Origin of the sequence: Dysosmobacter sp. HCP28S3_G4 (assembly GCF_052065175.1) — a bacterium.
In the GTDB taxonomy this organism is placed as follows: Bacteria; Bacillota; Clostridia; order Oscillospirales; family Oscillospiraceae; genus Oscillibacter.
Map to the genome: position 1 here is coordinate 1 of NZ_JBQHUP010000112.1, position 711 is coordinate 711.

Consider the following 711-nt stretch of genomic DNA (forward strand, 5'->3'; position numbering starts at 1 on the left):
TAGACGCCACCATCATCAATGCTCCCAGCTCTACCAAGAATGCGGAGAAAGCCCGAGATCCGGAAATGCACCAGACAAAAAAGGGCAATGAATGGAAATTCGGAATGAAATGCCACATCGGCGTAGACGCAGGCAGCGGTCTGGTTCACACGATGACCGTCACAGCGGCAAACGAGCATGACATTGCCCAGACAGCGAACTTACTCCGGGAAGATGACGGGGTAGTCTATGGGGATTCTGGATATCTTGGGGTGCAGAAGCGCCCCGAAATCGCAAGCAACGAGCATTTTTCAAAAATTGATTTCCGTATTAACCGCCGCCCCAGCAGTCTCCCCCGGGTCAGTGACAATGCTATTGACTGGGAGCGTTATATTGAAAACCGCAAATCCGCGGTGCGCTGCAAAGTAGAGCACGCATTCCGGATCATCAAGTGTCAGTTCGGCTACAAGAAAACTGTGTATCGTGGTCTGAAGAAAAACGAGAACCGACTGTACGCTATGTTTGCTTGTGCCAATTTGTATGCACTTGCCATGGCCGGGCGAAAACTCTCCGCAACCTGATACAGGGGCAGTTTGCCCTTTTTCAGGAAAAGGAGCAGAAAAGCAGAGAAATAATGGCTATTTTTTCGCTTAAATTACCTTAACCAAGTGCAAATAGCGGCTAATACATTGAGCAGGAACAGGACAAAGGCTATTATTCAGAGGTTCCCTA

The 711-nt window shown here is 48.9% G+C and carries 1 protein-coding gene; it reads left to right on the forward strand.

Features of this window, described 5'->3' with window-relative positions; translation table 11 throughout:
• Nucleotides 1-560: IS5 family transposase (locus ACTNBU_RS12675; protein ID WP_441034454.1), on the forward strand; the 560-nt coding region annotated here is incomplete at its 5' end.
• Between the last annotated feature and the right edge of the window lie 151 nt (nt 561-711).